Below are 492 nucleotides of genomic sequence, written 5' to 3' on the forward strand. Positions count from 1 at the left end.
TTTCCCAAGCAACACCATTGCTGCGGATAAGAAGACCATATATTCTGTCGTACCAGTTCTTTTTGCCAATTCTTTGATCTTCTTGGCTAGTTCTTTATCTAATATGCTTCCTGTAATGGAACCCTCATAGCTTTGTTCCTGTGGTCTTGCATAATCTAGCGGCATATCTAATACCGGTATCTCATCCTCAAACTGACTTAGCCAGTACGCTCTCTGACTTTCCAGATTACGACTATTCATCCATTCACTATAATCTTTGAACTGATGACTTAATGGCTCCAGTTTCTCTCCTTTATAAAGAGCGTTCAGTTCGTTCATAAATGTCGCCATACTCATTCCATCGCCAACAATGTGATGCATATCTAGCATAAGCAAACCATAGGTGTCCCTTTTTACGAATCGTGCTCTTATCTGTGGCGCTTTCGATAAATCAAACGCTCTTACGAACAGCTTCATCTCTTCCTCATCAGTTCGATTAGAAGCCTCTTCATA

The 492-nt window shown here is 40.7% G+C and carries 1 protein-coding gene; it reads right to left on the reverse strand.

What is annotated here, in order from left to right; all coding sequences use genetic code 11:
* Positions 1 to 492 (reverse strand): condensation domain-containing protein (locus tag ABE34_RS25835; RefSeq protein WP_197142860.1); only part of this gene is annotated, 492 nt, incomplete at both ends.

Source organism: Lysinibacillus sphaericus (assembly GCF_015844675.1).
Classification (GTDB): Bacteria; Bacillota; Bacilli; order Bacillales_A; family Planococcaceae; genus Lysinibacillus; species Lysinibacillus sphaericus_E.